Consider the following 24525-nt stretch of genomic DNA (forward strand, 5'->3'; position numbering starts at 1 on the left):
ATGATCGGGGATATTCGGAAAGCGACGAGGTCAGGCGTCCGGGTCGAGGAGGACCTTGCCGACCGCTCGGCCGGCGGCGACCTCGCCGAGCGCCGCGACCGACTGCTCGAGGGGGAATACAGCGCCGATATGGGGGGATACGCGGCCGGAGGTCAGCAGGCCGGTGAGTTCTCTTTCGTTGCGCGCGAATTCGTCCGGATCGATGTCCTGGAACTGGAAGCCGAGGATTCGCAGACCTTTCACCAGCACCAGATTCAGTGGGATGCGGGGCACGGTTCCGGAGGCGTAGCCGATGGTGACGAATCGTCCGCCCCGGCCCAGCGAACGCATGGCGGGATCGGACAGGTCACCGCCGACCGGGTCGAGGACCGCGGCGGCGCCGGCGGGCACGGCGGCGCGGAGTTGCTCGCGCAGCGTGCCGTCGCGGTGGTCGATCAGGTGGGTCGCGCCGTAGGAGTGGGCGGTGGCCAGTTTGGCGGCCGAGGACGCCACCGCCACCACTTCCGCGCCGAGCGCGACCGCCAGCTGCACGGCTGCCAGCCCCACACCACCACCCGCGCCGAGCACGATCACGGTCTCGCCCCGGCCGACCCGGGCCACCGACCGCAATGAGTGATAGGCGGTGCGGTAGGCGACACCGAACGCGGCCGCCGTGTGATCGTCCACGCCGTCCGGAATGGGCGTGAGATTCGCGGCCGGGGAGAGGATCTGGTCGGCGAAGGCGCCGTAGAGCCCGGTGCCGGTGACCCGGTCCCCGACCGCGCGACCCACGCACCCGGGCCCCAATTCGACGATCTCCCCGGCGAACTCACTGCCGGGCACGAACGGGGGTGGCACGGTGATCTGGTACCTGCCGCCGATCAACAGCACATCGGGGAAATTGACGGCCGCGGCGCGCACCCGTACCCGTGCCTGCCCCTGTCCGGGCACGGGTACGGGCTGCTTCTCGATTCGCAGGACGTCCGGTGTCCCGTATTCGGGACAGACCACCGCCCGGACGGTTACTTCCCCTGCCACACCGGTTCTCGCTTCTCCATGAATGCCGTGGCGCCTTCTTCGGCGTCGGCGCTCGCGAACACCACGCCTTGCCAGTGCCGCAACCGATCGGTGGCCTTGCCGGGGTCGGTGACCGACAATCGCACCAGTTCCTTACACGCCGCGACACCCAACGGGCCGTTGGCGGCGATCCGTTCGGCGAACGCGATGGCGGTGTCGAGTACCTGGTCCGCGGGGGTCACCGCGTTGAACAGGCCGATCTCGTATCCGCGGGCCGCGGTGAAATAGTCGCCGGTCAAGGTGAGCTGCAGGGCGATCCCGAGAGGAATCCGCTCGGCGATGTAGGTACCGCCCCCACCGGGGAACAGTCCGCGCTGCACCTCCGGCAGCCCGAATTTCGCGGTGTCGGCGGCGACGATCAGATCGCAGCCCAGCAGTAGTTCCAGGCCGCCACCCACCGCGGTGCCGTTGGCGGCGCCGATCACCGGGACCTCCACCTTCCCGCGGGTGAGGCGCTGGAAGGCGCGGTTCTCCGGGGTATCGCTGAACCCCACGTCTTCGCCGCCGGCGAACGCCCGCAGATCCATACCCGAGCAGAATGCCTTATCACCGGCCGCGGTGAGTACCAGTGCCCGGATCTCGGGATCCTGTTCGGCGGCCAGCACGGTGGCACCGATACCGGCGATGAGGTTCCCGTTCAGCGCATTACGGGCCTGCGGCCGGTTCAGGGTGAGGACGGTGAGCGCGCCGCGGGATTCGACCAGGAATTCTTCGTCACTCACGAGCGGTACTCCGTTGTTTCGGCGAGTTCGGCTGCCGCCCGCATCAGTTCGGGGACGATCGGGCCGAAGGATTGCAGTTTCACATCATCGCCCGCGCGCTGGAAGCCCTGCTCCAGCACGATGGCGAGCTTCCATTTGGCGAGCACCAGGTAGTAGTCGAGATCATCGACCTGGCGTCCGGACACCTCCGAATAATGCGCCACCACCTGATCGCGCGAGGGCATATCGCGCATATCCACATAACCGGAATCGTCCGGCGCGGAGGTGTCGGCGGGCCAGCTCTGCACCATCCACGCCAGATCCAGTTTCGGATCGCCGACGGTCCCCATCTCCCAGTCCACGATTGCCGCCAGCCGGGCGGGTGCGCCGTCGCGGTACATGACATTGGCGAACTGGTAGTCGCCGTGCATGAGCCCCGGACGATAGTCCAGGGGGCGGTGTTCGCGCAGCCAGCGGGTCGCGGTGTCCATACCGTCGAGTTCACGCCCGTTGATCCGGTCGAAGAAGCCGGTCCATCGGGCAACCTGGCGTTCATGGAACCCGTCCGGCCGGCCCAGGTCGTGCAGGCCCCGGTCGCGCCAATCCACGGTGGACAGCAGGGCGATTCCCTCGGCCAGCTGGTAGGCCAGGCCGGCGCGGGCGGCGGGGTCGGCATCGAAGGGCGCCGGCCAGACTCGGCGATGGTCCATCGGCGACCAGCCGTCCACGAATCCCATCAGGTAGAAGGTGCGGCCGAGGACGGCGGCATCGGTGCATACGGCCACGGCGGGGGTGTGTGGTACATCAGTGCCGTCCAGAGCTTCGATGATCCGCCATTCCCGCAGGATGCCCTTGTCCCGGTCGGCGGGCGCGTGTACGGGCGGAATGCGCAGTGCGCACCGGTGTTCGCCGCGGGTGATCTCGTAGATCTCGTTCTGTGTACCGCCGGACAGCAATCGGGTCTGCATCGGTTCGCCTTTGCCGGGAAGCCCGGATTCGTCCATCCAGTTCGCCAGTGGCGCGAAGTCGATCACAGGTTGCCTGCCTTGTTGTCCAGGTATTCGGCGTATTTGGCGCGGGCCGCGTCGAGTCGCCGGGGAATCCATTCGGTCGGCCAGTCGTCGTCGCTGGGCCGATAGTTGCGTAGCACCTGTTTGGCGACGGTCATTTTGTGTACCTCGGTGGGCCCGTCGGCGAGCCCCATCACGCCGGCGCCGTGGATCATCGTGAAGAACGGCATTTCGTTGGTGGTGCCGAGGGCGCCGTGTACCTGCATCGCCCGCCAGGCGATATCGTGCAGGACGGTCGGCATCACGACCTTCACCGCGGCGATATCTTTCCGGACCTTCTTGTAGTCGTTGTATTTGTCTATCTCCCACGCCGTGTGGAGCACCAGCAGCCGGAACTGTTTCAGCTGAGCGTAGGAATCGGCGATATAGCCCTGCACGAACTGCTTGTCCGAGAGCCGGCTCCCGGCGGTTTCCCGGCTCAGTGCCCGTTCGCACATCATGTCGACGGCCTTCTGCGCCAGCCCGATCGTGCGCATGGCGTGATGGATCCGGCCGCCGCCCAGCCGGGTCTGTGCGATCACGAATGCCTGGCCTTCGCCGCCGAGCAGGGCTTCGGCGGGGACTCGGACATTGTCGTATCGGATCAGGGCGTGGGAGCCGTCGTTCAGTGGTTCACCGGCGAGCCCGATATTGCGTTCGATCTGGATACCGGGCGTATCGGCCGGGACCAGGAACATCGACATTCCCTGGTAGGGGCTTACGCCGGGATTCGTGACCGCCATGACGATCAGGAACGATGCGGTACGGGCGTTGGAGGAGAAGAACTTCCGGCCGTTGAGTACCCAGTCGTCACCGTCGCGTTCGGCGCGGGTGCGGAAAAGTGTGGGATCCGCGCCCGCGTGCGGTTCGGTCATCGAATAGCAGGAGAACAGTTCGCCGTCGAGCAGCGGCTGTAGATACTGCTGCTTCTGGGCTTCGGTGCCGTAGTGGGCGATGATCTCGGCATTACCGGTATCGGGGGCCTGGCAACCGAACACGATCGGTGCCCAGGAACTGCGGCCCAGGATCTCGTTGAGCAGCGCCAGTTTCAGCTGGCCATACCCCTGACCACCCAGTTCCGGGCCGAGGTGGGTCGCCCACAGGCCATGTTCGCGCACGCGCTGTTTGAGCGGATCCACAGCTGCTCGGCGGGCGCCCTCGAGTGGGACGAACTGTTGATGCGGCCACACCAGGTCCAGGGGTTCGACCTCGTCCCGGACGAAGGTATCGGCCCAGTCCAGCTGTGCCTGGAAGTCGGGTTCGGTCTCGAAATCCCATGCCATTTGCGACTCCTCTCGTTTGGTGAGAATATCCTTCTTGTGGACAAGAATGCAATTCTTTCGGAGTCCGGGCTGGTGGGGCGGATCGCCCGGAAGGCGGTGGCCGAACGGGAGGCCGAATACGCCGGCGAAATCCGCCGGCTCCTCGACGCGGCGCTCGACCAGGTGCGGCGGGGTGGCCCGCATGCGCGGCCCCGGGTCGCCGATATCGTGGCCGCCGCCGGGTTGTCCAACGACGCCTTCTATCGGCATTTCCGGTCGAAGGACGCGCTGATGGCGGCCGTGCTGGCGGACGGGGTGGAACGGCTCGCGGACTATGTCGCGCACCGGATGTCGAAACAAGCGCGGCCGGAGCGGCGGGTGCGGAGCTGGGTGGCGGCGATCCTCGCGCAGGCCGAGCCGGCGAGTGCGGCCGATACCCGGGCGGTGCTGTGCCAGACCGGTGCGCTCGGTGTGGACCTGGTGTCGGGGCAGGCCGGGTCGGCGCCCCAGCGGCTCGCCGCCCTGCTGTACGAACCGTTCGGGCAGCTCGGAGTGCGGGAGCCGGAGCACTGTGCGGGGCTGGTTGCCTATGCGGTCGTCGGGAAATTGTCGGAGTACCTCTGGTCGAATGTCGAGCCGGCCTCGGAGGAAGTCGAGCGATTGGCCGGATTCTGTCTCTCTGTGGCCGCCGTTGAGGCCGGTGCGGGCTCCGGCGCGCTGCCGCCCCGTCCAATACGGTAAACATTGCAATCCTTGTTAGGATTGAAGTAATGTGCGCCCATGGACTTCACGATGGGTGCGACCGCCGAGGAGCTCCGCGGCGAGCTACGCCGGTTGATCGCCGACGAGGTCCCCGCCGACTACCTCGGTGCCTTCACCGATGATCCCGCGGATCTCGCTGTCGCTCAGCACTTCTGCGCGACTCTGGCCGAACACGGCCTGCTGTGCCCGGCCTGGCCGCAGGAGTTCGGCGGGCGCGGCGCCTCGATCTGGGAGCAGACCGTGGTGCGTGAGGAGATGTGGGCGCAGCACGAACCGCGGGGCGCGCAATACATGGGCGTGAACTGGGTCGGGCCGACCATCATGCGGCACGGAACGCCCGAACAGCAGCGCAAACACCTGCCGCCGATCGCCCGCGGGGAGATCATCTGGTGCCAGGGTTTCAGCGAGCCCGAGGCCGGATCCGATCTCGCGTCGCTGCGCACCACCGCCCGGCGCGACGGCGACGGCTGGTCCATCTCCGGGCAGAAGATCTGGACCTCCTACGCCACCATGGCGCAATGGTGCTTCCTGCTTGCCCGGACCTCGCACGAAGGACGTAAACAACAGGGGCTCACGGTTTTCCTGCTGCCGATATCCGATCCGGGGATCACCGTCCGGCCCATCGACGCAATGCTCGGGCCACATCACCTCAACGAAGTATTCTTCGACGGCGTCCGGGCGACCGAGGCCGATGTGCTGGGCGAAGTGGGTAACGGCTGGTCGGTGGTCCAGGAGGTACTGGCCTTCGAGCGGGTCGGTATCGCCCGCTACGCCCGCTGTGAACGGCTCCTGCACACCGCGCCCGAAGTGCTCGGTGAATACTGGGACGAAACCCCGGAGACCTTACGTGGCCGCTGGGCGCGCATGCTGATGCGCTGCCGGCGGGCCCGGCTGCTGGCCTACCAGGTGCTCTCGTTGCAGAGTGCGGGCACGGTCGCGCCGGGCGACGCGGCGGCCTACCGGATCGCGGTGACCCGGCTGGACCAGGAAAGTGCCGAAGTGCTGGTGGAACTGGCCGCGACCGTACCCGGCGATACAGCCGGCCGGCGCCGGTTCCGGCGCGCCGTCCACGATCACTGGCGCTACGCCAATGCCGCCACCGTGGCCTCCGGCAGTATCGAGGTGCAGCACATTCTGCTGGCGCGGGAACTGCTCGCGGACCCGGGGACGGGTACTGCCGCGGGCCGGCCCGGCCGGGCGGTGTCCGGTAGCGCGGACAACCGCGGGCCGCTCACCGGGCGGATCCGGTCGTGAGCGCGGCAACCGCCGCGCACTCCGATAGCTCGGCGCGGCCACCGGAGTGCGCGGACTCGGTCCGGGTGGCCGGGCCGTCGACCGGCGCGGCCACGCGTGTGGCCATTCCGGGTTCGGTCGGCGGGCGGCCTCGGTCCACCGAATACTTTCCGCCGCACTCTCGCCCGGCCGCGCCCGCCATGAGCTCCGGCGCGGCGGGAACGTCACGGCCCGCGCCGTCGCAGGGGAATGCGATCACGGGCGGCCCGGTCGAGGCAGCCGGACGCGGAACAAGCGGTGCCGGGGTGCCGGAATCCTGTGGCGCTCCGGTCGAGCGATATGGCAACGCATCCCTGGTGGAGCGCGACAAGTCGTCGTCCCACGGGAGCGTGGTCGACCGGATTCGTGGTGACGGGTCTGTGTCGGGGCGCGGCGACGAATGGTCGTCCCACGGGGGCGTGGTCGACCGGGATCGTGGTGAGCGGTGCGCCCCGGGGCGGTGCGATATGCAGACGGTGCGCGGTGCGATGGCCGGCCGGAACTCGGGGGACTCGGGGGCCGGATCCGGGCGATCGAGCCGCCGCAGGGTCCCGGCTCGCGGCGGGGCGGACGAACGTTCCCGGGCCGGGCGGGTGCGAACAGTGCAGGAGGATGCGCGTGCTGCCCACAACCGGCAGGGCTACCGCATTCGGCGGAGGAGGACAGCGTGAGTACACCCAGTCCACGGGATCGGCACTCGGGCGCCACCCGGTCCGCGGCCGGAGGCATCGCAGCCCGCAACTCGGTGCCCGACGTTCACGAGCTGCGCCTCGAACCCGCCGCGGAAGCACAGGAATTCGGACGCGAGGTGGCGCGGGCGCTCGCCGCGGCCGGCGGCGACGAACTCGTGCAGCGGGCCGAACGGTCGCCGGGCACCCGGCGACAGCTGGTGGAGCCGGTACTCGGTGAACTCGGTGCCTGGGACCTCGCACCGCGGCGGGACCCGGTGGAGCTGGAGGCCGCCGCCGCGGTATGCCGGGCCGGCGGGTACTGGGCGGCACCGTATCCGGTGGCAGAGCGGCTGGCCCGGCCCGACAATCCGGGGTACGACGGGCTGATCGTGGTGTCCGGGCCGGAACCCGCGGGGGCGGTCGCGGATACCGATCTGCGCTGGGCGACCGTATCCATGGCAGGGGTACGCGGGTTGGCGGCTCCGTCCGAGACCGCGGCGTCCGCGCGGGAGTCGGCATTCGTCGTTCCGCTGACCATCCGGCCCGAGCCGGGCGACGGCACCGCGGACCTGGCGCTGGCGCTGACACTGCCCTGCTGGACCCTGCTGGGCATGCTGGACCGGGCCCTCGAACTGACCCGCGCCCACGTGCAGATCCGCGAACAGTTCGGGCGCCCCCTGGCCGAATTCCAGGGTGTCCAATTCCAGCTCACCGATGCCGAGGTCGAGCGGCGAGGAGTCGATCTGCTGGCCCGGTACGCGCTGTGGAGCATTCAATGCGGGCGTCCCGAAGCGCTCGACGATGCCCTCGCTCTGCGCCTCGCCGCGATCGAAGCCGCCGATATCGTGTTCCGGGTGGCACATCAGCTGCACGGGGCGGCCGGGTTCTGTGATGAGACCACGCTGTCCTGGCTGTCGCGCTACAGTCTTCCGTTGCGGCGCCTGCCGTTCGCCGCCGTCGGCACCGAGCAGGCGTTGACCGGCCGGATCGGCCGACGCGGGCTGGCGGGCCTGTTCTCCGACCCGATGGGGGCATGAGGCCGATGCGATACGACCTACCGGAGGTCCTCACCGTCACCGGTGCCGGACCGATCCGCACCGTCACCATCAACCGGCCCGACGAGCTGAACGCGGTGAACGCGGACCTGCATCGAGCGCTGGCGCAGGTGTGGCGGCAACTGGCGGCCGATACCGAGGCGCGGGTCGTGATCCTGACCGGTGCGGGCCGCGCGTTCAGTGCCGGCGGCGACCTGGACTGGATCACCTCGTTCCTCGACGATCCGGTGGCCCGCGACGAGAGCATCCGCGAAGGCGCGGAGATCATCGAGGAACTGCTGCGCTGCCCGCTGCCGGTGATCGCCGCGGTCAACGGCCCGGCGGTCGGGTTGGGCGCCAGTATCGCCATCCTCTGCGATATCGTCCTCATCTCCGAGGGCGCCCATCTCGCCGACCCGCATGTGGCGGTCGGCCTGGTGGCCGGCGACGGCGGCGCCGCGTTCTGGCCATTGCTGACCCCGATTCTGCGCACCCGCGAATACCTCTACACCGGTGATCGCATCGAAGCCGCCACGGCGGTGGAACTCGGGCTGGCCAGCCGGATGGTTGCCGCCGATGAGCTGCCCGCAGCCGCGAACCGTCTCGCCGAGCGGTTGGCCAAACAACCGCAGAACGCGCTGAGCAGTACCAAACGAGTGGTGAACATGCACCTCTCGCAGGCCCTGGCCGGCCCGCTGCAAGCCGGATTCGCGGCCGAGGTGGTCACCATGCAATCCCCGGAACACCGCGAACGTCTCCAAGTCCTCCGGGAACGGGCGCGGCGATAGCATGGGCGCCGAAATTATCACCGGTATCGCGGAGTTCCGTGCCACCGTGCGGGATTGGTGCCGCGCACACGTCCCCGCCGAGTGGCGCGCCACGCAGACAGGCGCCACCGACGCCGAATTCGTGAACTTCCAGCAGAGCTGGTTCCAGGAGCTGCGCACCGCCGGCTACGCCGTACCGCACTGGCCACGCGAATACGGCGGCGGAATGCCGATCCCCGAACAGATCGTCCTGTACCAGGAACTCGCTGCGCACGACGCGCCGCGGCTCGTACTGCCGTTCGTCGCCATCCACCATGCGGCCGCCACCCTGCTGGCCGGCGGGACCGCGGAGCAGCGGCAGCGGCATCTGCCCGCGATCCTCGACGGTGAACTGTGGGTGCAGGGATTTTCCGAACCGGACGCGGGCTCCGATCTGGCCGCGCTGCGCACCGCTGGCCGCCGTGACGGCGACGACTACCTGGTCACCGGCCAGAAAGTATGGGCCAGCGGCGCCCAATACGCCGACTGGTGCCTGCTGCTGGCCCGCACCGACCCGGAAGCCGCCGAACGCAAGGGCATCTCCTATTTCCTGATGGATATGCGCAGCCCCGGCATCGACGTCCGGCCCATCCGGCAGGCCACCGGTGAATCACATTTCTGCGAGATCTTCCTCGACGAAGTGCGGATCCCCGGCGCGAACCTGCTCGGCACCGAGAACCGGGGCTGGCAGCTGGCGCAACAGACGCTCGGCGCCGAACGCGGCCTCACCATGCTGGAACTGGCGGAACGCCTCGGCAACGCGGGGTTCCGCTGGTTGGTCGAGGAATGCCGGAAACCCGGCGCCCTCGGCCGGCCCGCCCTCGACGATCCCCGCACGACCGACCGGCTGGCCCGGCTGGAAACCGAGCTGACCGGCCTCCGCGCCTTGTGCCGCGACCTGGTCGAACGCCATGACGCGGGCACCGCCGGTCCCGCCGACGCCTCCATCGTCAAGCTGTACTACAGCGAACTCTTGCAGCGGATGACCGATTTCGGTGCCGAAATCAGTGGGCTGCCCGGCCAGACCGTGCTGCGCAAACCGATGTCGGGCGGCTGGGAATCCGGCACCTGGGTCCTGGATTTCGTCGGCTCCTGGGAATGGACGATCCCCGGTGGCAGCAGTGAAATCCAGCGCACGATCATCGGTGAACGCGGACTCGGCCTGCCCAGAGAACCGGCGGGAGCACGATGAGCAACGATTTCGCCGAATTCCACGACGAACTGCGCACCGTGGCGCGGGAGTTGCTCGGCAAGGCCGGCGATACGGCGGTCGAATGGTCTGCCCTGGCCGGCGCCGGGTGGACGGGACTCGAGGTCCCGGACGAATTCGACGGAACCGCAGCAACATTCGCCGAGGTGGCCATCCTGCTCGAAGAGATCGGCAGGGCGACGGCCCGCACCCCTTATCCTGCCGTCGCCGCGACGGGTATCGGCGTCCTGTGCTCATTGGAACCGACTACCCGCCGCGACGTCGTACTGTGCGAAACCGTCGCGGGAACTGCGCGCCCTGTGGCGGTACTCGCGGGAAATATGGTGCCGGCGGCCGGCGGCGAAACGGCTTGTGCCGGCACCGGAGACATAGTACCCACCTTCGAATCGGTCCAAACCGGTGAGGCGATCCGGCTGTCGGGATCAGCGGATTTCGTCCCCGACGCCCCCTCGGCCACGGTGTTGCTGATCCCCGCTCGTGCCGCCGACGGAGCCCTCGGTGTCGCCCTGGTCGAACCCGGTACCGCCGGATTGCAGATCACCGGACAGCCGGTCGTCGACGAGACCCGCTCACTCGGCAGGGTCACCGCCCTGGACGTGGCCCTGGCGCCGCAGTCGTTCGTCCCGTTCACTCCCGGCGCGGTGCACCCCCTGCGCCATCTCTACGACCGCGCCGCCCTCGCGGTGGCCTGCGACAGCCTGGGCCTCGCTGCCGCCATGCTGGATGCGACTGTCGACTACACCCGGGTCCGCGAACAGTTCGGCCGCCCCGTCGGTTCCTTCCAAGCGGTGAAACATGCCTGCGCCGACATGCTGGTGGAGTCGGCCATCGCCCGGCAACTGGTCACTGCCGCCCTGACCGCCATGGTCACCGGCGCCCCGGACAGCAGCCGGTCGGTGAGTATGGCGAAATCGTTCACCGGCGAAGCGGCGGTCCGGATCGCCGGTGACGCGATGCAGCTGCACGGCGGAATCGGCTACACCTGGGAAAGCGGAATCCACCGCTATCTCAAACGCGCCACCCTCAACCGGTCCCTGTACGGTTCACCCGCCGACCACCGCCGCGAGCTCGGCGCCGGTTATCGGTGACGCCGCCGGGGCACGACGGAACAGGATGCCGAAAACACGCGCGCCCAATAGATTCGGTTCTCCGCGCCTTGGTTGGCACGGGCTCCCGGCGGTGCCCCCGACCGCCCGCGCAGGAGGGGCGGGGAACACCTGTAGGGGGTCAGCCGGCCGGGGTCCCGTCCCACGAGACGAGCCGCCAGCCCTTCTCCGGGGTGCCTTTCACAACCACCCGGCCGGTGTTCTGCAGCGGGTCGTTCTGCAGCTTGCTCAGGTCCGGGTCGGCGACGGAGAGCAGTGTCCAGATCATGATGGCACCGCCGTGCGAGAAGATCATCGGGCGCTTGCTGCCGCGGTTCTGGATGTCCTGGATGGAATCGTCCATCCGCTTCTTGAACTCGTGGCCGTTGATCGAGCCGGGAATGCGGGCGTCGAGGTTGCCTTGTATCCACTGGAGAGGCGCTTCGAAGTAGCCCCTGCCGGCCTCGTGCTCCGGCCGGCCCTCGTAGATACCTGCCTCGATCTCGTGAATTCCCGGTTCGACGGTAACCGGCCGCCGGCACTGATCCGAGGTCGGCTTCGCGGTCTGCTGGGTGCGGACCATCTTCGACGCGTAGATAGCGTCGAATGTGCAATCGGCCAGGTGCCCGGCTACCGCGTCGGCTTCGGCCCGGCCCTTGTCGGTCAGCTCGGGACCAGGGGTGGATGTGTCGATCAGACCGGAAGCATTGCCGGCCGATTCGCCGTGACGGATGAAGGTGACGAACATTTCACCGGTGTGCGGCGCGGCGAGTGCGCTGCCGCTTCCGGCCGCCAGGATCGCCATCGCCGCGATGATCGCTGCGATCATCGCGGACAGGTGGGATTCGATCACATGCACAGGGATTCCTCCTGGATAGATGCGGGCGGCGCTGGAACGTCGACGCGCCCGGAACAGGCACGCTAAGGGCAGCGCGGGAGAATTCCAAGATCCCTCTCCCACTGAATCGGTCATCTCCGTGTAAGCGAGCCGGTGCTGTTGTCCTCGATCGGTGCGGCGTGATCACCGGAAGAGCGCAGTAGTCGGCGCTGCTGCTCGTCCGGGGGACGACGTCGCTGTTCTACTCCCCGGCGAGTCGTCGAACCGTCAGCGCACGGAGGTCACTGGATTTGATCTTGGCACTCGAGCTGAGCGCGAGATCGGCCTCGGTGAAGAACAGGATTTCGCGGGGGACCTTGTAGCCGGCGAGCTGCGCACGCAGATGGTCGCGGATCGCGGCGGCGGCGAGGATCCGGCCGGTGTGCGGGACCACGCAGGCCACCACCATTTCGCCCAGGGTCTCGTGGGGGACACCCACGGTGCGGCCGATCTTCACACCGGGGTACCGGGCGAGTACCTCGTCCACCTCGAGCGGGGAGACGTTCGCGCCGCCGGTTTTGATGATGTCGGTGAGCCGGCCCTTCCAGTAGAGGCGCCCTTCGTCGTCGAGATATCCGCCGTCGCCGGTGTGGAAATAGCCTGCTTCGTCGAGGGTTTCGTCGAGCGGCGTGCCCACATAGCCGAGCATGAGGGTGGGGCCTTTGACGCAGATCTCGCCCTGCTCGCCCCTGCCCAGGATTGCGCCGGTGAGGGGGTCGATGATCTTCACTGTTACCCCCGGGAGAGGCACACCGCTGCTGCCCGCGATCGTCTCCTCGGGAGTGCACGCCGGGAAACACGTGGTGATGGTGAAGGTTTCGGTATTGCCGTAGGCGTGACCGGGTTCGGTCCAGTCGGTATCGACGGTGGGGTGGGCCGCCAGCGGGAGGTCGCGGTCGACGTAACGCAGGCTGCTCAGGTCCACGGTGTGCCAGTTCGGCGCGCCCTGGAGCTGGGCGTGCTGGTGCGGCCAGGAAACCGGGAACGTCACCCGCTGCGATTGCATCAGTTCGAGGGCTTGCTCGGCATGGAACATCGACTGCAGGATCAGGGTGCCGCCGGCGGCGAGGGTGGCGCCCAGTGCCTGGCCGAAATTACCGGACCAGAAGAAGCCGTTGGCGGTCCAGCAGCGCACCTCGTCGTCCGGGCCGAAACCGAACATCCGCCGGAACCGCCACAGCTGGATCGTGACCCCGCGGTGCGCGCTACGGATACCTTTGGGTTTGCTGGTGGTTCCGGAGGAGAAGAACAGGACGGCGGTATCGCTCGGTTGCACGCTCGCGGCGGACGCGGCGATGAGTGCGGGATCGGTGTCCGCGCCGCGTGCCAGGAAATCCTCCCAGCTCTCGACAGCCGCCGCGGGAAGCGGTTCCCCGACCGCCGCGAGATAGCGCAGGAAGGGATATTCCGTCGAGGCGACCGCATCGGGACCGGCGGTGCCGAGCTGCGGCTCCAGACCGGTGAGCACCTCGCCGAAATCTGTTTTCGCGACGCGACGTTCGAACAGCAGCACCGATATCCCCGAGATCCGGAGCAGATGATCGAGCTCGGGTGCCGTGGAGAACGTACTCAGCGCCACCGCGACCCCACCCGCCAGCGAGGTACCGAAAACCGCCGCGAGCCATTCGGCGCGGTTGGTCATGAGTATGCCCACGCGGCTGTCCTTCCCGGCCCCGCACGCCCGCAGCGCTCGCGCCACCTCGTTCGCCCGGTCCCACAGATCGGCGTAGGTCCATTCGACGCCGTCGGCGGGAGAGATCAGCGCGGTGCGATCGGGGTAGGAGCCGGTGACCTCCCGGAGGAATCCCGGGAGAGTGAGCGTGCCCAGGCCGGGTTCTTCCGCGAGGGGCGGCCCCGCGGCGATCGCCGGGGCAGGAGTGTGCTGGGTCCCGGTGCTCATACCGGTGTCCTCTCTGAGGGTGCGCCGCATGCGGCGCACGGATGGTGCTGGGAGGACCGGCGCCCGGATCGCGGCGGCCCGTCGTGGTGTTTCCGCGGAGCGCTGGAGTCGGTACGCCCCGCGGTGGCCGAGCTACAGCGGTAGCTCGACCTCGGCAGTGCAGGAGACCAGTACACCGCCGTCCTGGTTGGTGAGCTTCAACTTCACCTGGACCAACGGCACCCCCCAGCTCGATTCCGCCGTCTTGTCCACGATTTCGGCGTCGAAAAAGGTGACATCGCCTTCGAACGCCGGACCCCGGAAGTCGGCTTTGGTGTGCCGGACCATGCCGTCGTTACCTGCCCAGTAGGCCAGATAGTCCGTGCACCAGGCGCCCATGGTGGCCCCGTAGCCGTAGGCGCGCGCCATCCCCACATCACCGGCCTTGTCGGCGTCGATATGGCCGCGCGAGGGGCCGACGTACAGTCCGTCACGCAATCGCGGATCGATTTTCGCGCCTTCTTCGTCGAAGCCGAACCCCTCGGTCCAGCCGGGATCCTGGTAGACCCACGGATCCTCGATTCTCTCGGGCGCTGTCCACCGGAAGGTGCCCCAGATGTTGAACAGGAAGGCCCGGTATTCGGTGGTGAAACTGGCGATACTGTGCGGTCCGAGCACCCGTCGCGGCAGTTTGTCGCCGACCTTCACCTCGTCGAAATGCGGTGAGACACCGAGCCGGTTGGACATGAGCCATTCGGTGCGCAGCGCGTCGACCTCGGCGAGTTCGGTGGCCGTCCACTTCTTGATCTCGCCGAGCTGGTTCTCGTACATCCCGCGTTTGTTCGCTTCCTCGGCGAGGTAGCGAATCGCGGTCGACCGTTCCTTGGCGACGAGCGCCCCGTGCTGGTTGCGGTGGACGGTATCGCCGCGGGAGAACATGGTGGGCCCGGCGAATTTCGTCTCGGTCACCTTGTAGTCGTGGAAACGCCGATCCTGGAACAGCTGATCGCCGGGCCGCACGGGGCAACCGTAGAACCACCACTCCTCGCCGCCGAAGATCAGGTGGCTGTTCGGAATACGTCCCACACAGGCCGGCGCCGCACCGTGACCGTAATCGAGGGCGACCGCGATCGACTGCGGCGCGACGAGCCCGCCGTAACGGGATTCACGGGCGAACTCCTGATCCCAGTGCAGCGGGTTCGGGTAATCCATTGCCATCACCCAGCGGCGGATATCGGAGGTACTGCACGGATCCCACAGCTGGCCGCCGCCGATGGGTTTGCCGACACGGTGGCCGACATCGCTCAGATCGAGTTCGACGGTCGGTTCGGGGGCCTTCTTTGTCACGAGAAACTCCTGATCAGCGGTTTACATCGACGACTATGCGGCCGCGGACGGTGCCCGCCAGGAAACCACCGGCTGCCTCGATCGCTTCGCCGAGGGCGATCTCCCGGGCGATCGCATCGAGCACGGCGGGGTCCAGATCGCGGGCCAGGCGCCCCCAGGCATCGAGTCGTTTCCGGAGGGGCGCCATCACACTGTCCACACCCAGCAGCGAAATGCCGCGCAGGATGAACGGTGCCACCGATGCCGGGAAATCCATGCCCTGGGCGAGGCCGCAGGCGGCTACGGCGCCGCCGTAGCGGGTTTGCGCGGCGGCATTGGCGAGGGTGTGACTACCGGCGGTATCCACGACACCGGCCCAGCGCTCCTTCTGGAGCGGTTTGCCTTTTTCGGTGAGCTCGGCGCGATCCACCACCGTGGTGGCACCGAGCTGCTCGAGATAGGCATGCTCGCCGGCTTTGCCGGTGGCGGCGGTGACGGTGAATCCGGCCTTGGTGAGCAGGGCGATCGCCACACTGCCGACCCCGCCCGTCGCGCCGGTCACCAGGATGTCGCCGGCGTCCGGGGTGATGCGGTGGTTCAGCAGCGCGTCCACGCACAGCGCGGCGGTGTATCCCGCGGTGCCGATCGCCATGGCCTGGCGTTCGGTGAATTCGTCGGGTAGCGGAATCAGCCAGTCGCCGTCCAGCCGGGCACGCTGGGCGAGGCCGCCCCAATGGGTTTCGCCGACACCCCATCCGTTCAGAACGACCTTGTCACCGGCGGACCAGCGGGAGTGGCTGCTCGCTGTCACCGTGCCCGCCAGGTCGATACCGGGAACCATCGGGAACTTGCGCACCACGGGGGAGGCGCCGGTGATCGCGAGGGCGTCCTTGTAGTTGAGGGTGGAGTAGGCCACCTCGATGTGGACGTCGCCTTCGGGCAACCGGTCCTCGTCCACACTGGCGAGTTCGACCCGGGGGCCGGTTTCGCCCTTGTCGATGACAACTGCGGAGAACATCGGTGATGTGATCCTTCCTCGATCCGTTCGGGATATGTGCCGTTCCATCAGCTCGAACGGCAATGCGCGGTGGACGGGTACCGGTGGTCAATGCGCCGTCCACCCGCCGTCGACGACGATGGTCTGCCCGGTGACATACCGGCCCGCATCGCCGGCCAGCCAGACGACCGCACCGACCATGTCCTCGGCGGTCCCTTCGACGGGCAACGGAATATTGCGCCGCAGATATTCGGCACCCCGGTCGCTGTCGTACAGGCTGCCGGTGATCTCGCTGCGGAAGAACCCCGGCGCCACCGTGTTCACCCGGATCGAATGCCGGGCCCATTGCACGGCGAGTTCCGAGGTGAGCCCGGACAATCCGGCTTTGCCGGCGGCATAGGACGCCTGCGGAATGCCCGGCACCCCCACCCGCCCGCTGATCGAGGAAATATTCACGATCGATCCGCGGCCGAGTGCACGCATGTGCGGGAAAACCTGCTGAGCCAGCAATAACGGCGCGATCAGGTTGAGGTCGAGAGTGCGCCGGATATCGTCGAGCGGTTCGGATTCCGCGCGTTCGGTGCCGAAACGGTTTCCCGCGGCATTGATCAGGATCTCCGGTGGCCCCAGCCGCTCGGCGATGTGCGGGACGATTTCCGTGATCGCAGCCGGATCCGCAAGGTCTGCGCTCAGGGCGAGTCCCCCGATTTCCCCGGCCAGCGCATCGAGCCGGTCGCGGCGGCGCGCCACTACCGCGACGCGCGCGCCCAGCCCGGCCAGCGCCCGGCTCACCGCGGCCCCGAGCCCGGACGAGGCGCCGGTCACGATGGCGACGCGCCCACTCAGCTCGAACGAGGGCAGTGCCGCGGTGTACCCGCCGGCAGTGCTGTTTTCGCCGGATATCGGTGCGTGCCCCGTCCGGTCGCCCGGCTCGGCCGGTTCCGGTCGTGGCCCGCTCATGCCGTACCCGCGCGGGAGAGCAGATCGGGCAGTTGCGTGCGCACGACCTTGCCCATGGCGTTGGTGGGCAGCGCTTCGACCGCCGCCCACGCCTCGGGCACCTTGTACCCGGCGAGTTCGCGCCGGCAGTATTCGGCGAGCTCGGTGAAATCCACGGCGGCCCCGTTCGTCTGGATCACTGCCGCTACCTGCTGGCCGAGTCGTTCGTGCGGTACCCCGCAGACCGCGGACCGGCCGACCGCGGGATGGGTGTCCAGCACCCGCTCCACCTCGAGCGGGTAGATATTCGCACCCCCGCGGATGATCACCATTTTCTTACGGTCCAGCAGTGTGAGCCGGCCGTCCGAATCGACCGTGCCGATATCGCCGGTGGCGACCGGCTCCTCGGGCGGCGGTTCGATCCGTCCGCCGGTCCAATGTCCGAGCAGCGGCCGCCACAGGTTCGCCCACGGTCCGTCCGTGCGGCCCGACAGCCGAAGTTCGCCGATACGGCCTGGTGGCAGCCGGTTCCCGTGGTCGTCGTAGGTCGCGATGTCGTAGTGCGGCAGCACCGTGCCGCTCGTCCGGGGAGTCCAGTCCGTACCGGGTGGGTCGATCGAGACGACGGTCGGTGCTTCGGTGAGTCCGTAGGTCACCCGCGGGACCAGGCCGTGCGCGGCGGCGAATGCCGCACGGAGCCGGTCCGGGGTGTCGCTGCCGCCGCTCCACACCTCGCGCAGCGAACTCAGATCCAGTTCCGGGTGGGCGGCCAGATCGTGCAGCTGTGCGGGTGCCCCGTTCCAGACCGTCACTCTGCGGGTGGCGATCCACTCGGCGACCCCGGCGGCGTCCCGGCGATCCATGATCACCGCGCAGCCGCCCGCCTGGGCGGTGAGCAGCGTCGACAGTGTGATCATGTTGAGGATGGTCAGCGGGAAGCTGTCGCCCTTGCGCAGATCCGGGCCCCATTCGCGGGTGGCGACGAGGACGGCGCCGGGCAGCAGCATATTGCGCTGACTGTGCACCACCGCCTTCGGTCGCCCGGACGTCCCGCTGGTGAACGCGATCCCGGCGGGTGCGTCGAGCCCGGTGTCGATATCGGGCGCGGCGGGTGCCCGCTGGGCTGCCGCCCAGTGGGCGGTGTCGACTCGTGCCGGTGTGTCGACCAGGCAGCGGGGGCCGGCCAGGACGATCTTCGGTTCGATCAGGTCGTGCAGGTACTGCTGTTCGGCGGCCGCCATCGCTTCACCGATACCCGCCCAGATCGCTCCAATTCGCTGGGCGCCGTGGAAGGCGGCGACGATACCGAGGTCGTTGGGCAGGCAGGCGGCCACGCGGTCGCCGGGACGCACGCCGAGTGACCACCAGGCCGCAGCGGCGGCATCGGCGTGCTCATCGAGTTCACGGTAGGTCCAGATGCCCGACGCCGCCTCGATCGCGGGGGCGTCCGGGTTCGCGGTGAGTGCCGGGCGCAGCACCGCCGCGATGGATGCGGGCAGGACCGCCGCGCCGCGGGCGGCGCCTCCCTCGCCGGAAACGTCGTTCTCGCCATTGAAAATGGGCACCTATACTTGATATCACTATCCTTGCAAAGATTCATCAGATAGCCGTCGATTTTTTCGCGCGGCCGGTGAAGGTAGGGCGTATGCAGCACACAGGACCGCTGGCCGGTATCCGGGTCGTCGACCTGACCGCGATGGTGATGGGTCCCTACTGCACCCAGATCATGGCCGATATGGGTGCCGATGTGATCAAAGTGGAACCCCCGGCCGGAGACAACACCCGCTACATCTCGGCGGGCCCCGAGGAGGGGATGGGCGGGGTCTTCGTGAACGTGAACCGCGGTAAACGCAGCGTGGTCCTCGACCTGCGCGAGGAATCCGACAAGGCGGTACTACGCGAACTGATCGCCGAAGCCGACGTTTTCATCCACTCCATGCGCGGAAAAGCCGTCACCGCACTGGGCTTCGGCTACGAACAGGTGGCCGAGGTGAACCCCGCCATCGTCTACACCAACTGCTACGGCTACGGCCGCCGCGGCCCCGACGCCGACCGCACCGCCTACGACGACACCATCCAGGCCGAATGCGGACTGCCCTACGTACAACAGCTGCTCACAGGGGAACCCGGTTACGTCGGCACCATCATGGCCGACAAGGTTGCCGGAATGACCGCCCTCTACGCGACGACGATGGCACTGTTCCATCGCGAACGCACCGGCGAAGGGCAGGAGGTCGAGGTGGCCATGTTCGAGACGATGGCCGCGTTCATGCTGGTGGAACACGCCAACGGCGCCCTGTTCGAGCCACCGCTCGGCACCGCCGCCTACCCGCGCGCGGTCACGAGTGAGCGCACCCCGTACCGCACCGCAGACGGCTACCTCTCCGCGCTGGTCTACAACGACAAACAGTGGAACGCCTTCATCGGTGCGGTGACCCCACCGTGGGCGGGCCCGGAATTCGCGACACTCGCGCAGCGTGCCGCCCGGATCGGCACCGTGTACGCACATCTCCGCGAAACCTTTCGCGGCCGGACCACCGCCGAATGGCTGGAACTGCTGAACTCTCTGGATATCCCGGCCGCGCCCGTGCGGACACTCGACGATCTCCTCGACAACCCCCAGCTCACCGCCACCGGATTCTTCGAAACCATCGAAACCCCCACCGGACCCGTCCGCTTCCCGGGACCACCGACCTGGTTCTCCCGGACCCCCGGCCGGGTCGCGGGACCGGCGCCCCGGCTCGGCGCGCACACCACCGAGGTGCTGAGCGATATCGGCGGCGGGGCAACCACTGCTCGGCCGGTGGGGACCGTGTCGCGACCCCCGGCGTTCGGGCCGGCGCAAGACGACTCGGCGCCCGCCGGCGCACGGGAGACCGGGCCGGAGCGCGGAGGGGCGGATACAGACGGATCGGCCGCGGATCGTCGACCTGCCGGCGCTCGGATCACCAGCGGGAAGCCGGGCGATCGCCGATGAGCATAATCGAGCCCGCCGACCTGGACCTGCGCCGATTCCTGCGGCCCGGAGACCGGATCGTGATCGGGCAGGCATGTGGGGAGCCGACCACGCTGATAGAGGCGCTGATCGCGCAAGGCCGCGATATCGGTGGACTCTCGGCATTCGTTGCCACCAGCTTTTCCGGGATCTTCACCCTGGAAGCCACCGAATCGTTCGCGCTATCGAGTATGGGAGCGATCGGTTCGCTGCGCACGCTCACCGGGGCGCACCGGCTGGGGATCATCCCCTGCCATGTCAGCCGGGTGGGACCGATGATCGAGGACGGAACACTCGGCTGCGATGTGGCTTTCGTCCAGGTGAGCGCGGAAGACGAGAACGGCCGGCACAGTTTCGGGTTGATCGGCGATCACACTCGGGCCGCGGTGGACCGGGCCCGGGTGGTGATCGCCGAGGTCAACGATCAGGTGCCGTACACGCCCGGCGAAGGGGTGGGTGCCGAGGAGATCGACTGCGCGGTCCGTGTTTCGCGCCGCCCGGTCCAGGTGCCGCCCGCCGCGATCGGCGCCACCGACGAAGCGATCGCGAAAAACGTCACCTCCTACATCGAAGACGGTGCCGTTCTGCAGGTCGGGGTCGGCGCGGTCCCCGACGCGGTACTGCGCCTGCTCGGTGATCGCCGGGATATGAGCGTGCATTCCGGGATGATCGGCGACGGCCTGGTCGACCTCATCGAAGCGGGGGCGATCACCAACGCCCGCAAACAGATCGACCCGGGCGTTACCGTCACCGGTGCGCTCATCGGCACCGACCGGCTGTACCGATTCGCCGACCGCAACCCGCAACTGCGGCTGTGCGCAACCTCCTACACCCACGACGCGGCGGTGCTCGCGCAACTCGACCGGCTGGTCACCCTCAATTCCGCGATGGAAGTCGACCTCACCGGCCAGGTGAATGCCGAGCAGAGCGGTCCGGCCTACCTCGGTGGCACCGGCGGCCAGGTCGATTTCGTCCGCGCCGGGGCCCGCTCGCGTGGTGGGCACGCTGTGATCGCGCTGCCCGCCACCGCGAAAGGCGGCACAGTCAGCCGGATCACCGGCCGGCTGTCCGGTCCGGTCACCACCGCCCGCAGCGATGTGGATGTGATCGTCACCGAATTCGGTGCTGCCGAACTCACCGGCTGCCCGCTCGCCGAACGCACCCGCCGCCTGATCGCCATCGCCCATCCGGATTTCCGGGAAGACCTGGACCGGTCCGCTTTCGAGATTCGGCGAAGAGGATTCTGATGGCCGGCGCTGTACTGTTCGACGCCCGTCCCGACGGGATCGCGATCATCACCCTGAACCGCCCGGATCGCCGCAATTGCCTGGACAAAGAGGTCCGGGACGGTCTGTTCGACGCCTGGGACCGGTTCGAACGCGACCCGTCCCTGCGGATCGCGATCCTCACCGGTGCGGGCCGTAAAGCCTTCTGCGCGGGCGGGGACCTCACCGAGATGGTGCAGACCCGGATGACCGAACCGCCCCGAGATATGTTCCCGCTGCCCTACGACACCATCGAACTGTCCAAACCCACCATCGCCGCGGTCAACGGCGCCGCCTTCGCAGGCGGGTGGATGATCGCCCAGGCGTGCGATCTGTGCGTGGCCAGCACCACCGCTACCTTTGCGATCACCGAGGTGAAGGTGGGCCGCAGCTCGCCCTGGGCTGCCCCTCTGATCCATATGATTCCGCAGCGGATCATGATGGAAATCCTGCTCACCGGCGATCCGATCACCGCGCGGCGTGCCTACGAGATAGGGCTGGTGAACCGGCTCGCCGATCCCGGCGATCTGCTGGATACGGCTCTCGATCTGGCCGGCCGGATCCTGGCCGGTGCGCCACTGTCGGTGCGCGCGGCCCGCGAAACCGTCATGCTGGCGACCGAGATGGGCCGCTCGGCGGCCGCGGCGGCGGCCCGGCATGCCGCGTCCCGCGCCTACCGCAGCCGGGATGCCCAGGAAGGCCCCGCCGCGTTCGCGCAGAAACGCCCGCCACGATGGACGGGAGGATGACCGGTACCGGACTCGCCCCCGATCTGGTGAATTTTATTGTGCCCGAAGCTCATTTCGAGCAGTATTCCAGGCATGACGATCAGACGAGTTCATCGGACAATCCTGCTGACCGCCGTCGCCGCCGCGACATTCCTGCCCTTCTCCGTGGCCCCGGCCGTGGCAGACGCGCCGTTCGTCGCCCCGGAGGTCACCTTCGCCGGTACGGCACCGGGAACGGTGACCGCGACTCTGCACAACCCCAACGACCGCGGCCAGTGCTGGGCCGAGGCGGGTGTCGGGCCGGAGAACAACCACGTCTTCTTCGGTGAGTCCAAACCGGAGTCGCTGGCGAATCCCGGCCAGACGGTGGAGACCTCGCTGACCGGGTTGGAGCCCGGATCGACGATCACCGCACGCGGCGGATGCGCCGATACCGGCCCTGCCGGTGGTTACGTGCTGGGTGAAACGGTGACGGTCGCCGTCCCCGGCGTGGCCCCCGCCACCGGCAGCTTCGGCGGCTAGCGGATTCGACGTCGCCCCGGGCCCTTCCGTGGGTCCACAGCGGATCCGGCCGTACGACCACTGCGTGTCATCACCGCGGCCGGCTCCAGGTGGACGGCCGGCGCGGTCCAGCAGTCGGTTTGTTCCGTGGCGACTTCGGAACCGCAGACCACGCAGACGAGGTTGGGCCCGTACGTGCCGGATGGCCGGCAGCAACCGGATCGCCGGAGGTAGTCGGTGTGCGCCTTCGTGCCGCGGATATCTCCCGGGTTGAGGATGACGGTCCCACGAGTAGCGGCGCAACGTATATCCGAGGGGCCGAACGGTTCCGGGTCCACAGCGAAGGTGCCCGGGAGCATACGCGGGATGTACTGGTACAACAGGGTGGGATCATCGATCAGGTCGTATCCGGGTGCGGGCACCCGGCGTAAATTCGGAGTCAGGCGGCTGCCGCAGCGGGCACAGGCGAAGACTGTCATCGTCGTCGCCCGGCACGGAGTCGCAGGTGCCCGGCCGGCCGGCGGCTCATCGGCCGGGGCGGATACCGCCCTTTCTGCTGGTGATCATGGCGGAATTGTAGTGCGCGATCCGAGGTCCGGCGAATTCAGAAGATATCGGCCGAGTATCCGCCGGGATCGCGGACCTGGAGGACGTCGCGGAGCACGGTGGTGATGATGTGCATGATCTGCTCGCGATCGAGTCCGGCCTCGTCCGGGCGTAATTCGTAGTTGGGCTCGCCCGCGACGAAACCCAGTTCGGCCAGTAGTGCGAGCTCCCGCTCGGTGAACCCGGCCGGGCCGGTGGGGTTGTGGCGGCGCAACCGCTGTACCAGCGTTCGGCGTCGCGGCCCCGCGGGATCGGCGACTTCGATATGGAATACGCCCCGGGGCTCGGCGAGCCATTGGACGATACCGAGTCCGGCGCTGATCACTACCGTGGTGTGCCCGGAGCTGCTGCCGCTCTCGATCGAACGATCCACCAGGTCCCGGATTGCCGCGTGTAACGAATGCATCGTTCGAGTATGGATCGCCGCGGCGAAACGTGGATCGGGAAAACTACTCGACCCCGGCGTCGGGACGGTTACACCGGCGCGGGGATCGCACTCGATCCCCCGGCGATTCGGTGGTGCTGTCATGTGATGGCGCTGTGCAGCCATCCGTTGAGTTCAGCGCATCGCCGCGCGGTGGCGAGGACGCCGGCAACAGCGGGCGAGGGATCGTTCGCGGGCCACAGGACCGAGAGTGCTGCCAGGATCGGCGGGTGGACGACGTCGCGATGGAGGATCCCGGCTCGGGCGTTCGCGGCGTGCTCGGCGAACGACGCCGGAGCCAGGCTGACCTCGCGTCCGCCGGCGAGTCGCGCGAGCATCGCGTTCACCGGTGGTTCCTCGAACGCGCAGATATCGGGTGCGAAGCCCGCTTCCCGGCATGCGGCGACGATCCCGTCGTAGTACACCGGCGCGAGGCGGCGCGGGAACAGCAGCAGCGTTTCGTCGCGGAGGGCCGCCACCGGGATCGGCGATACTGCTGCGAGGCGGTGGCGGGTGCTGAGCAGTGCGGACACGGGCTCTTCGCGGAGGATCTCGGCTCCCACGCCGTGGATGGGCTGCGGCGAGAGCGCGAGGCCGATGTCCAGGTCGCCGGCGCAGAGACGTTCGGGGATTTCGGCGCTGAAGATCTCCCGGGCGTCGACCGTCAGTCCGGGGTGGTCGTCGTGCAGCGCGTCCAGCAGCGTCATGAGCGTATCGAAGCTCGTGACCGGGGTGTATCCCAGCCGGATCGTCGTCGTGATCCCCGACCCGGCCAGCCGGGTGAGCTCTACGGCCCGCTCCAGCGCGGCCAGCGCTATCGGCGCCTCGCGAACCAGGGTCCGGCCCGCGGCGGTGAGCTGCACCCGGCGGTTCGAGCGTACGAACAGCGAGGTTCCCAAGGTCTGCTCGAGTTTGCGGATCTGCTGGCTCAGGGACGGCTGGGCGATGTAGAGACGCGTAGCTGCGCGGCCGAAGTGTAGTTCTTCGGCTACGGCGAGGAAGTAACGGAGCAGACGGGGGCTGATATCGATAGACGAATCCTATCGTTTCGCCGCCGAACTGGTCTTGGACGCCCGTGCG

Annotated in this window: 22 protein-coding genes; 10 read left to right on the forward strand and 12 right to left on the reverse strand. The window is 68.2% G+C overall.

Annotated features, from left to right (window positions below; all coding sequences use genetic code 11):
* Positions 1-30: 30 nt before the first annotated feature.
* The 4 genes from NS6_RS27470 to NS6_RS27485 are packed head-to-tail and all read right to left on the reverse strand — an operon-like array spanning position 31 to position 4089.
* Positions 31-1017 carry an NADPH:quinone oxidoreductase family protein gene (locus NS6_RS27470; protein ID WP_068047574.1) on the reverse strand — a complete coding sequence of 329 codons (987 nt, stop codon included), beginning with the start codon at positions 1015-1017 and terminating at the stop codon, positions 31-33.
* Positions 1002-1778 carry an enoyl-CoA hydratase-related protein gene (locus NS6_RS27475; protein WP_068047576.1) on the reverse strand — a complete coding sequence of 259 codons (777 nt, stop codon included), beginning with the start codon at positions 1776-1778 and terminating at the stop codon, positions 1002-1004. The genes NS6_RS27470 and NS6_RS27475 overlap by 16 nt, the downstream gene beginning before the upstream one ends.
* Positions 1775-2761 (reverse strand): phosphotransferase family protein, encoded by a 987-nt coding sequence (locus NS6_RS27480; RefSeq protein WP_068047794.1) that lies wholly within the window; start codon positions 2759-2761, stop codon positions 1775-1777. Before NS6_RS27480 ends, NS6_RS27475 begins: the two co-directional genes overlap by 4 nt.
* Positions 2762-2787: 26 nt before the next feature.
* Positions 2788-4089: an acyl-CoA dehydrogenase family protein gene (locus NS6_RS27485; RefSeq protein WP_068047579.1), complete on the reverse strand. Its 1302-nt coding sequence runs from the start codon at positions 4087-4089 to the stop codon at positions 2788-2790.
* A 36-nt stretch (positions 4090-4125) separates the two neighbouring features.
* On the opposite strand from NS6_RS27485, the gene NS6_RS27490 reads away from it, so the two are divergent.
* The 6 genes from NS6_RS27490 to NS6_RS27520 all read left to right on the forward strand — a co-directional run bounded on the left by NS6_RS27490 (position 4126) and on the right by NS6_RS27520 (position 10911).
* Positions 4126-4809 (forward strand): TetR/AcrR family transcriptional regulator, encoded by a 684-nt coding sequence (locus tag NS6_RS27490; RefSeq protein ID WP_245669526.1) that lies wholly within the window; start codon positions 4126-4128, stop codon positions 4807-4809.
* A 39-nt stretch (positions 4810-4848) separates the two neighbouring features.
* A complete protein-coding gene (locus tag NS6_RS27495) occupies positions 4849-6084 on the forward strand; it encodes an acyl-CoA dehydrogenase family protein (protein WP_084471465.1) in 1236 nt (411 codons plus the stop codon).
* Positions 6085-6865: 781 nt separating this feature from the next.
* Entirely contained in the window at positions 6866-7810 is a 945-nt protein-coding gene (locus NS6_RS27505) for an acyl-CoA dehydrogenase family protein (protein WP_068047800.1), read from the forward strand.
* 5 nt (positions 7811-7815) lie between these two features.
* Positions 7816-8595, forward strand: coding sequence for an enoyl-CoA hydratase/isomerase family protein (locus NS6_RS27510; RefSeq protein ID WP_068047585.1), 780 nt, complete (start codon positions 7816-7818; stop codon positions 8593-8595).
* Position 8596: 1 nt separating this feature from the next.
* Positions 8597-9805 (forward strand): acyl-CoA dehydrogenase family protein, encoded by a 1209-nt coding sequence (locus tag NS6_RS27515; RefSeq protein WP_068047588.1) that lies wholly within the window; start codon positions 8597-8599, stop codon positions 9803-9805.
* A complete protein-coding gene (locus NS6_RS27520; protein ID WP_068047590.1) occupies positions 9802-10911 on the forward strand; it encodes an acyl-CoA dehydrogenase family protein in 1110 nt (369 codons plus the stop codon). The genes NS6_RS27515 and NS6_RS27520 overlap by 4 nt, the downstream gene beginning before the upstream one ends.
* Positions 10912-11050: 139 nt before the next feature.
* Here NS6_RS27520 and NS6_RS27525 read toward each other — a convergent pair whose 3' ends face one another.
* From NS6_RS27525 to NS6_RS27550, 6 genes are all read right to left on the reverse strand, one after another.
* A complete protein-coding gene (locus NS6_RS27525; RefSeq protein ID WP_245669527.1) occupies positions 11051-11761 on the reverse strand; it encodes a histidine phosphatase family protein in 711 nt (236 codons plus the stop codon).
* A 226-nt stretch (positions 11762-11987) separates the two neighbouring features.
* The gene (locus NS6_RS27530; protein ID WP_068047806.1) at positions 11988-13685 is read right to left on the reverse strand and encodes a class I adenylate-forming enzyme family protein; all 1698 of its coding nucleotides are present in this window, start codon (positions 13683-13685) and stop codon (positions 11988-11990) included.
* Between the two features lie 132 nt (positions 13686-13817).
* The gene (locus tag NS6_RS27535) at positions 13818-15011 is read right to left on the reverse strand and encodes an FAS1-like dehydratase domain-containing protein (RefSeq protein ID WP_068047593.1); all 1194 of its coding nucleotides are present in this window, start codon (positions 15009-15011) and stop codon (positions 13818-13820) included.
* Between the two features lie 13 nt (positions 15012-15024).
* Entirely contained in the window at positions 15025-16008 is a 984-nt protein-coding gene (gene acuI, locus NS6_RS27540; protein WP_068047596.1) for an acrylyl-CoA reductase (NADPH), read from the reverse strand.
* An 87-nt stretch (positions 16009-16095) separates the two neighbouring features.
* Positions 16096-16947: an SDR family NAD(P)-dependent oxidoreductase gene (locus NS6_RS27545; protein ID WP_084471466.1), complete on the reverse strand. Its 852-nt coding sequence runs from the start codon at positions 16945-16947 to the stop codon at positions 16096-16098.
* Entirely contained in the window at positions 16944-18491 is a 1548-nt protein-coding gene (locus tag NS6_RS27550) for a class I adenylate-forming enzyme family protein (protein WP_245669528.1), read from the reverse strand. Before NS6_RS27550 ends, NS6_RS27545 begins: the two co-directional genes overlap by 4 nt.
* Before the next feature lie 80 nt (positions 18492-18571).
* Between NS6_RS27550 and NS6_RS27555 the strand changes: the two genes are divergently transcribed.
* The 4 genes from NS6_RS27555 to NS6_RS27570 all read left to right on the forward strand — a co-directional run bounded on the left by NS6_RS27555 (position 18572) and on the right by NS6_RS27570 (position 22436).
* The gene (locus NS6_RS27555; RefSeq protein WP_084471467.1) at positions 18572-19903 is read left to right on the forward strand and encodes a CaiB/BaiF CoA transferase family protein; all 1332 of its coding nucleotides are present in this window, start codon (positions 18572-18574) and stop codon (positions 19901-19903) included.
* Positions 19900-21168, forward strand: a complete 1269-nt coding sequence (locus tag NS6_RS27560; protein ID WP_068047599.1) for an acetyl-CoA hydrolase/transferase family protein — start codon at positions 19900-19902, stop codon at positions 21166-21168. The genes NS6_RS27555 and NS6_RS27560 overlap by 4 nt, the downstream gene beginning before the upstream one ends.
* Entirely contained in the window at positions 21168-21935 is a 768-nt protein-coding gene (locus NS6_RS27565) for an enoyl-CoA hydratase/isomerase family protein (protein WP_068047603.1), read from the forward strand. Before NS6_RS27560 ends, NS6_RS27565 begins: the two co-directional genes overlap by 1 nt.
* A gap of 72 nt (positions 21936-22007) precedes the next feature.
* Positions 22008-22436 (forward strand): hypothetical protein, encoded by a 429-nt coding sequence (locus tag NS6_RS27570; RefSeq protein WP_068047606.1) that lies wholly within the window; start codon positions 22008-22010, stop codon positions 22434-22436.
* Between the two features lie 583 nt (positions 22437-23019).
* Here the strand turns inward: NS6_RS27570 and NS6_RS27580 are convergent.
* A complete protein-coding gene (locus NS6_RS27580) occupies positions 23020-23427 on the reverse strand; it encodes a hypothetical protein (protein ID WP_068047612.1) in 408 nt (135 codons plus the stop codon).
* 119 nt (positions 23428-23546) lie between these two features.
* Complete coding sequence (locus NS6_RS27585) at positions 23547-24476, reverse strand: LysR family transcriptional regulator (RefSeq protein ID WP_307648559.1); 930 nt, start codon at positions 24474-24476, stop codon at positions 23547-23549.
* Between the last annotated feature and the right edge of the window lie 49 nt (positions 24477-24525).

The organism is Nocardia speluncae NBRC 108251, assembly GCF_001613245.1.
Lineage (GTDB): Bacteria > Actinomycetota > Actinomycetes > Mycobacteriales > Mycobacteriaceae > Nocardia > Nocardia speluncae.